The sequence below is a fragment of the Arthrobacter sp. ISL-65 genome (assembly GCF_018613795.1).
Lineage (GTDB): Bacteria > Actinomycetota > Actinomycetes > Actinomycetales > Micrococcaceae > Arthrobacter.
On record NZ_JAGGPN010000070.1, the window covers coordinates 1 to 8,523 of the forward strand.

An 8,523-nucleotide genomic window follows, 5' to 3' on the forward strand; every position below is an offset into this window, starting at 1 on the left:
GGGGCTGCTGGCCACACTGCTCGCGCTGTATGGCATGAGCAGGCTCCGCAGGCGCCTCCCAGCACGCACCGCCAACCGCAAAACCTGCTAGCCCGCCACCCGGCCCCTTCTTTGCAGATCTTCATCTGCCGCTGTGCCGGGATGGTCTGCGCCAAAGACGGGAAGTGAACTGACCGATCTATCTTCCCGGCCCGAAGCGGCTCCGGCTCCCTGTGGACGCCCGCTCGGTATTTTGGCTGGTTGCTCGGTCAGCCATTGGCGGTAGTTCGTGGCGAGGGTGTCGTTGCGGAGGGGGCCCCGTTCCAGGAGTGAAATTTTGGAGGGCCATTGGCCAACAGGAACGCGTTGAACGCCACAACCTCATGGATGGTGTTCTGGTTCAGCGACTCCTTGAAGTGCGCCTCGAAGCGGGAAGGTTGTTGCTGACCAGCTGCTCCAGCAGCCGGTTGAAGTCCGGGGCAGCCTCGAGGGCTGCGTCGATGTCCGTGGTCTCATTCGGGTACTTGTTGCGGAAGTCCGCCATCAGCCGGACCGTTCCCTCCGCCGCGCGGGCGATCCGCCTGGACAGCGCGTCGATGGTGTCCGTCAGCCCGGCGCGCACCGCGCTTTCCGCCGTGCCGGTGTTCTTGTACGTCAGCGTCCTGTCCCCGAGCGCCGCTTTGGTGAGATGTTCGACGGCGGCCAGCACCCCGCCGTCGTCCGTCAGGGGAGTCTCGGCGAGAATGCCCTGGCATTCCTCGATCGCTTCCGCGATGTCCTTTGCGTCCTTCTCGTTGGCGCCCAGGCGCTCGCGCAGCTTGCCGGCCTTTTCCTCCAGCCGTTCCAGCTCCGCGGCCACGGCGGACTCCTTGGCGGTCAGCTGCTTCAGCACGTCGCTGGCGGTCTCCAGTTCGGTTTTCTCGGCCTTGAGCTCCTCGATCCGCCGGGCCGTGAGCTGCCAGCTGATCTCGCCGAAGTCGGCCACCGACCGGACGGTGCCCAGCTGTTACGTGGCCCACTTGCCGTCGGTTCACTCTAAAGGGCGCCGCGGACATTTCTTCCGAGTTTTTGTACAGATAATGGCCGTCCCGAGGCCTTCAGGACCCATTATCTGTACAAAAACTCTCCATATGTTCCGCGCGTGCAACACCTCCTGCCCTGGCGTCAGCCCTCCGCGTTTTCGGAGCGCTGAGCCTTCCGGCGTTCCAGGCTGTTGCGGACTCTGCCTTTGCCCGAGGCCCTTCCGCGAAGGAACAGGTGCTCAACGAAGGTCAGCACACCTTCAATGAGAAAGAGTATGAAGTCAACGACCATGCGGCCCCCATCTGCGGCTTTCGTCTGGAGTGCTGGTGCAATCCAGACTTGCCCAGTCTTCCCTAATGTCTTGGACTTTAACGCTTGGTGGCGGCATTCTTTGGGGCAACCTCTTTAGACGCCCATGGTCAATGGAGTGCTTGTTGCGTTGGTTCGGGTCGCTTCTGGCTGCTCGGTGGCCACTCGTGCGGGCTGCTCCACAGATAGTAGGCGGGTCAGTCGGTGGGCTGTTTTGACCACGGCGGCAACCAGTTCGTCGGCAGGGGCTCCGGCCACTCGGTGATTTGGAACAGTGACCGTGACGGATCCTGTGGCGGCGCCGTCGACGAAGAAGGGGGCTGCGATGCCGTGGGCATCGGGCACTCTTTCGCTATCGGTGGCAGCCCATCCCTGTGAGCGGATGTTCTCGAGCTCGCTGGCCTGGATCCCGGCGTCGCCGCTTATCCGGGCGCTGGTGTCCTCCGGCTGCAGCACGCACTCGACCGTCGTCACTGCACGCTACGAGCAGTGAAGGAGTGCGGGTCGCAGCCGAGCTGGGACGTCAGCGCTGATTACACAAGCCTGGCGATACAGTTACTCCTAGAACTTCCCGAAGCCGTCCAACTGGGACTTTAAACGCGCAGGGGCCGTCTCAGGTTCTTGGATTCACACACACAGAAGCCGGCCTACTCGAACTGGCTTATAACACTCCTGGCACACAGAGGCGTTAAGAAAACAGAGTCATCCAACGATTCTTCCACCCACTGACAAACCTCGCTTGGCGATGTCCTCTATCAAGGATTTAACGATTGCGGTTCCGATGCCCTGACTTTGGTAACCGGGAGCTACTGCCGTGTCGAGAAGAAAGGCGTGTGAACCGCCGTCCCATACGGCGTGAACGAAGCCCACTAGTTGCTCTCCTTCGAAAGCGCCTACCCAGCTGACGCTATGCAGTTCGAGGCGTTCCCTCCAGGGAGTCATGCGGGATGGTGCGCCGAAGGCATCCGCATGGAGTTGAGAAAGTGAAGCGTCGTCCACGTTGAATCGAACAACCAGTTTTGGACCGTTGGAAGCCATTAGGGCAGTTTCGCCACGCTTCCCGCATTGTTTGTGTCCGCTGGGATGCCCACCGGTGCTAAATCTTGCCAGCTTGTCAGGGCAAGGATTTCCTTTGCGACGTCTGTGGGTGTGCGGTCATCGGTCTCGACGCGGTGAAACCATGGAGGTGTGTGAAGATCAAGATCATGAGCGGCGCGTTGGCTGCGTTCGCCGTGGGAGTCCAGATCTGTCCCGGTTTCCCGTCCTGCAAGCCTCTTGTATACGGTCAAATCGTTGGCCATGAGCAGAACGCCTATGATCTTGGGATTATCTCCCATCGCTTTTGCCAGTTCCTGCGTGAGTCGGACGCTGACGGTGTTGGTGTAGATCAATCGTCGGTAGCCGAGCTCACGGTAGTTCTTCCACATAGCGCACAGGTTCTTCTCGGCCAAACCGTGCGCCCACGGGACAGGATGGGCCATATCCAGGTTGTCGCCTCGATTCGTCTTTCCCACCCCGGAACGCACTCCGATGAATAGGACTTCGCTTTGTTCAGTCGCCCACTGAATATGTCAAAGCGAGCTGCGGCGGTAACCTGAGGCATCCACGACGGAGGGTGTCCCGGTTCCTTGGAACCGAGACACCCCATCCGTTCACGCCCCATGCTCATATCCAACGAGCCAGTGAAGTCCGTGACGATCGACTACTTGGCCATCTGACGCTCCCCAGGGCTTCGGCGCGAGGGGATCGACCACCGAGCCACCAACAGAGAGTTTGTCGAACCATTCATGGAGAACTTCCGGTTCAGCGGTTCCCAGCAACGAGAGCATGAGGCCTTCGACCCGGACCGATTTCTCGCCGGCTGCTGCATCGGCTCCGGCCAAAGCAACTTCGCCGTGGAGCTCACCGTGAGCTATCGCGCTTAGAGCGCCGTCGCTCCTGCCGAAGTCCTCGTACGTATGCAACGAAAGCTCACCGCCGAAAACGTCCCTGTAAAAGGTGAGCGCTGCCCGAGCCGTTCCGGGAAAAATGACATAGGGCTGAAGGGTCGCCATGCGCCCACTCTATAGGTCGCCTCACTGGATCGTGCTTCAGCGCTAACGGGCTGTATCAACAATGGATCGACTAACGGAGCGGAACTTTTGAAATCCTGATCTCTATCGATGGGATGACTTCAGCGAGCATGAGGGTCTCATATATCCCATGCGTTTCGAGGCACAGCGGTTTCGAGACACCGAGCCCATTAGGAGAAGCAATGCCCGCGGCGAGTCGATCTTGGAAAAGCCATCGTTCCGCAAGGCCGCGGTACACCGGTGTGCAATCATCCCCGCCTATCTGGCGGGTTCCGCTCCCCGCGCTATTAGCGCGTCCCGACCTGAGATGGCTGCGCCGGAAGAACCGCAACCGAAGGTCAGCGTGCTGGGTGACTCTTTTGAGCGTGCCGGGTGAGGATCGCCTTTGAGGCGCGCCTGCTCTCCATCGCAACGTGAACGGTCCAGTTCCAGAAAGATCGAATGCGTCTTCAGCCGGCCGTCCTGCTGGAAGTTGTGCCGACCCCTCCTGATATTCCTTGTAGCCAGTGACCGCTTCTGCGAAAACACCCAGTGGCTGGGGTGACAAGGGCGATTGAACTCAGTAGGTGGGTCAAACTTTTGGGCCTTCGTTTCGCCGGTAAACGCGTAGACCATTTTCATGCAGGAATAGAGTGCGCTCATTTCCTGCGTCTTTACGGAGCCAGAGCATGCTCCCGTCGAATGAGAGCATGTCAACGCGACCGGTGGCGGTAGGTTTGTCCTCCTTGTAGATTTCGACTTCGTCTGCTCGTGAAAGTGCACGCCAGTTGGTTATAGGTTCCCCTTTAGTGTCCCTATTCCGTTTGGTGTGGTGTCGGTGGAGTGTCATTACTTGGGTTCCTTGGTTCGTGAATGGTGAGCGAGATGTGAAATACGGGGTAGGAGGCATCATGTTCCAACCCAGAGGCAGGGCCACATGTGAGTGGCCCTGCCTAGGTGCGTTCGGGTTGTTCCTGCGCCCGTCTTTCGGGCTACCTGTTGCGATGGTGTGCAGGCCGTCCCGTCCGCTTGCCGGATGTAGATCCAGCGGTCCTTTGGCTCAAGTGCGCATCAGGGCTGTAGGGGCGCCGGCAGCCAGCCATCCTGCGTGGTCCCGTGAGCAGCGGAAGTGCACGTCACATGATGCCGGTGGGTACGAGCAGCGCCCATGCCAGCGCAGGGGCCACCAGCACTACCCCACCGGCGTACATCATCAGCTGCTTGTAGACGCGTTGGCGGTCGTTCTCGCGGGCGTTGGCGACGACGAGTGCGCCGTCTGTGGAGAAGGGGGAGACGTCCACGACGGTGGCAGCGATGGCGAGTGCTGCGACGGTTCCGGAGGCGCTGAGTGAACTGGTGGCCAGCAGCGGGCCGGCCAGGGGGATGAACGCGGTCAGCAAGGCGGTGGAGGAGGCGAAGGCTGATCCGACGCCGATGACGTAGCAGAGGACGAGGGCGATCAGGAGTGGTGCACCGAGTGCGAGGGCTTGCTCGGCGAGGGTATCGATGACGCCGACGTGCTGGAGCAGGGAGACATAGGTGATCATGCCTGCCACCAGCAGGACGGTGGACCAGGAAATGCCGCCGATGAACGTTTTGTGTTCCTTGATGTTGACGAATGCCAGGAGGAGGCCGGCCGAGAGGGCGACGAAGCCGATGGGCATGTGGAAGCCCAGGGTGCACACGAGAATCACAGCGATCAACGCCAGCGTAAAGATCTGTTGACCCTTCGGACGTCCGACGCGGGTTGCGTCGAGACCGGCGTACTCGTTGGCGTGGTTGTCGCGCAGCTTGCCCAAAAGGGCGAACAGCACGATGGTCAGGGCTGAGAGGATGAGATTGAGGGCGAAGCTGGCCGTGAAAAGCGCGCCTTGGGAGATGGAGAATCCGTTTTTCTGTGCAATGTCGTGCACCAGCACGCCCGCAACGGACAGCGGGGAGAAGCCGCCGGCGTGGGCCCCGTTGATGACGAAGGCGCCCATGAGGACCGGGTGGATGCGTGACTCGTAGGCAAGTCCGAGGGCTGCCGGTGCCAGCAGTGCGACGGCGGCCGGGGAGAAGGTGCCCAGAGCGGTCAGGGCGGCAGCCATGAGGAAGAACACCCAGGGGAGGAGCATTGTCTTGCCCCTGACCAGGCGCACGCAGGTCTGAACGATGATGTCGATGGTCCCGTTTCTTTGGGCCATGCTGAAGAAGTAGGTGACGCCGATGATCGTCAGGACGATGCTGGCCGGGAACTCCTCAAGGATTTCCTTGTCGCTCATTCCGAGCATGAAGTAGCCGACGCCGAAGGATGCCACCAGCCCCATGATGCCGATGTTCAGCGGCCATTTCGTGGCGACGACGAACATCACGACGAGGATGACGAGCGGGATGATCTGGGTTGCGGTCATGGTCGGCTCCGATCCCGAGGTGGCCGCGGGGTTCAAGAGGACACCTCCGAACAGGAAGGCGACCAGACCCAGGATAGTGGCGGCGGCTACCGTCATCAGCAGGATACGGCGGCGACGGGTGGGACGCTGGGAGCGGGCGGGGCTTGTGTCGCTATCTACGGGTGCAGTTTGTTCTGCGATCTTAGTCATGATGCTGTCTCCTCATTGAGTGGCGCTGGCGAGGGAGGCGTCGACGGCGCTGCCGAGGGCCTCGGGGAGGTGGATGACGGTGGTCGCGAGAGTGCGGGCTGTTCGGTCGACGCCGACGAGCAGCGATCCGTCCCGTTCCTCGCTCCAGGTTTCGATGACCCCGGCCGGTGTGCGCAGCCGCAGGGTGGGTTGAATCGTGTCGCCGGTGATGTCGTTGAGCACGGTGCCCGGGGTGCGGGCGGCGAGTGTCAGTGCGATACTGCCGGTGATGGCCAGTGCCGGGTGGGGCTTGCCCATCGAGAGCATCATGACGCTGACGTCGCTGTCCGGATCGGACTGGGCCGGCGAAGCCACGATGGCCACCTTGGGGACGGCGCGGGCCGCTTCGCTCGTGGTCGCTGCCAGCCCCATGCGCACTGCGGCGTGACGACGGATATGTTCCAGGGTTTCCAGTTGCAGCTCCACCCCGGCGAGCCAGCTATCGTAGCGCTCCGGGTCAAGGCCAAGGTCCTCGGCACGGAGAATCACTACCGGCGCTCCGGCGTCGACCATGGAGACAGTCCAGCGGGTTCCGCCGGCGGTGATCCTGTCTGAGGCTGACCCGGTGGGAAGCAACTTGCCGGTGGTTTTGCCGGCAGGGTCCTGGAAGCCCAGCCCCACCCGGTATCCGGGGAACGGGACACCCGGCATCTCTGCCTGCGGGACGATCGGCAGGGCACAGGACGGCGTGGACACCCGCTGGATGATGATCTGGCCGGTGTTGGTGTTGCGGGTAACGATCCGGGTGACGTCACCGGTCGGGACCACCCAGCCCTTCTCGATGGCGTACAGACCGACCACAGCCGAGCAGTTGCCGCAATTGCTGCCCCAATCCACTGCGGCCTCTTCAATCCCCACCTGGGCGAAGGTGAACTCAACGTCGACGTCGTCGCCGACGGGACGGCTAAGGATCATCGCTTTGCTGGTCGTTGAAGTCGCCCCGCCAACACCGTCGATCTGCCTGTGGTCGGGACTGCCGAACAGCCGGGGAAGCAGCACGTCCGGGCTGGTTTCAGTCTCACCGAACTGCCCGCTTTCAAAGACCCAGCATTTGCTGGTGCCTCCGCGCATCCATTCCGCTTCGATCTTCATGGTTAGTTCCTTGCTTCTCTGCTGCCAGGTGTGTTCAAGGGCCTGATTCGAGATTGAGGCAGATCACAAATGAAGACAATGTCGGATTTGTGAGGAAGGATGTAGAAACGCTTAAGTCACCTAGCCTGCAGGGATGCGCCAAAAGAAAATCCGGCTCTGCGCGCCCCGAAAGACCGCTAACTTTCCGGGAGCGAAGCGGCGCATGCATAGAATGAACATGTTGCACAGAAGGGTGAACCATTGCTTAACGATGAGAGACAGGATTTATTCGATATTCGCCGGTTGGCGTTGCTGGTCGAGGTCGTCGAGCAGGGATCCATCACTGCCGCGGCCGAACTGATGATGTACACGCCGTCAGCTGTCTCCCAGCAGCTGCGCAAGCTCGAGCAGGAAGTTGGCCAGCCTCTCCTCAACCGCCGCTCCCGCGGGGTGGTGCCCACCGAGGCAGGACAGGTGCTCGCCGGCCACGCCCGCAAGATCGTCGGGCAAATGCGGGCAGCACAGTCCGACCTGGACCAAATCGCCGGCCTCAAACGCGGCTCCCTGACCATCGGAACATTTCCGACTCTCGCTGGGTCATTCCTGCCGATTGTTATCCGGGCCTTCAAAAAGAGGTACCCGGCCATTGGCCTCTCCGTGCGAAGCGCACGCTTCGATGACCTCCTGACAGACCTGCAGTCTGGAGTTACCGGCCTGTGCCTGCTGTGGGACTACCCTTGGAACCGCTTTCAGGACGATTCAATCCGCATAACGGAAGTCTTCCAGGAAAGCACCGTCCTCTTGGTATCCCGCGGGCACCCACTTGCCGGCCGCGATGAGATCCGGATGGAAGAGCTCCGCAAGGAATCGTGGATAGTGCGGGCCGAGGCCCACCCCGTGGTGGAAGTGCTGCAGCGCTACGCCCACGAGGCCGGCTTCGAACCGACGATTGGCTTCCTGGCCAACGACTACCAGGAAGCCCAGGCCATGGTGAGCGTCGGAATGGGCGTGGCCATGGTGCCGAAAACCGCCGTCGCTCTCCAACACCCCGACGTCAGGGTCATCAGCCTCGGCCCCGGCGCACCCTTACGGCGCGTATTACTGGCCCAACGACAAGACAAGGTCTACGCCCCGGCCGAAATCGCATTCCACTCCACCCTGCTGGAGATCGCCCGCGAACGAGCCGGAGACTACCTGTAGCAACGCAGCGGGTCGTTTCGGCGGTGGGGTGCCCCCTGCAGGGACCCGTTTACCGGCGTCGGAGCTGGCCCCGGGCCCTCCGTGGCGGCTGTCCAGGACGGTTGAAGTTAACGGCATAGGCCAGCCATGAAAGCCACCCCACCTGGTGCGTGGCGAAGGAACTTTCTGTCTCGAAACGCTACGGTTTCGAGACAATTTGGAGTGTAGCGCTTAGGGCACCTTCGCCTGCATTTACACCCGAACGGTCGGGGGCGGGCAAGGAATGCATA

Annotated in this window: 8 protein-coding genes; 1 reads left to right on the forward strand and 7 read right to left on the reverse strand. The window is 61.5% G+C overall.

From position 1 onward, the window contains the following. Positions 1 to 379: 379 nt before the first annotated feature. From J7I85_RS24440 to J7I85_RS24470, 7 genes are all read right to left on the reverse strand, one after another. Entirely contained in the window at positions 380 to 964 is a 585-nt protein-coding gene (locus J7I85_RS24440; protein WP_214858479.1) for a hypothetical protein, read from the reverse strand. A gap of 443 nt (positions 965 to 1,407) precedes the next feature. Next, positions 1,408 to 1,785 (reverse strand): IclR family transcriptional regulator C-terminal domain-containing protein, encoded by a 378-nt coding sequence (locus J7I85_RS24445; protein WP_214858481.1) that lies wholly within the window; start codon positions 1,783 to 1,785, stop codon positions 1,408 to 1,410. 228 nt (positions 1,786 to 2,013) lie between these two features. Further along, the gene (locus J7I85_RS24450; protein WP_214858483.1) at positions 2,014 to 2,349 is read right to left on the reverse strand and encodes a GNAT family N-acetyltransferase; all 336 of its coding nucleotides are present in this window, start codon (positions 2,347 to 2,349) and stop codon (positions 2,014 to 2,016) included. After that, on the reverse strand, positions 2,349 to 2,825 hold the full coding sequence (locus tag J7I85_RS24455) for an ATPase (protein WP_308159649.1): 477 nt from the start codon (positions 2,823 to 2,825) through the stop codon (positions 2,349 to 2,351). The genes J7I85_RS24450 and J7I85_RS24455 overlap by 1 nt, the downstream gene beginning before the upstream one ends. Before the next feature lie 138 nt (positions 2,826 to 2,963). Beyond that, positions 2,964 to 3,365 (reverse strand): VOC family protein, encoded by a 402-nt coding sequence (locus J7I85_RS24460; RefSeq protein ID WP_214858485.1) that lies wholly within the window; start codon positions 3,363 to 3,365, stop codon positions 2,964 to 2,966. 1,133 nt (positions 3,366 to 4,498) lie between these two features. Then, positions 4,499 to 5,944: an SLC13 family permease gene (locus J7I85_RS24465; protein WP_214858488.1), complete on the reverse strand. Its 1,446-nt coding sequence runs from the start codon at positions 5,942 to 5,944 to the stop codon at positions 4,499 to 4,501. A gap of 12 nt (positions 5,945 to 5,956) precedes the next feature. Next, positions 5,957 to 7,075, reverse strand: coding sequence for a PrpF domain-containing protein (locus tag J7I85_RS24470; protein ID WP_214858490.1), 1,119 nt, complete (start codon positions 7,073 to 7,075; stop codon positions 5,957 to 5,959). Between the two features lie 240 nt (positions 7,076 to 7,315). Here J7I85_RS24470 and J7I85_RS24475 point away from each other — a divergent pair, with 240 nt between their 5' ends. Beyond that, positions 7,316 to 8,254, forward strand: a complete 939-nt coding sequence (locus J7I85_RS24475) for a LysR family transcriptional regulator (protein ID WP_214858495.1) — start codon at positions 7,316 to 7,318, stop codon at positions 8,252 to 8,254. Positions 8,255 to 8,523: the final 269 nt, after the last annotated feature.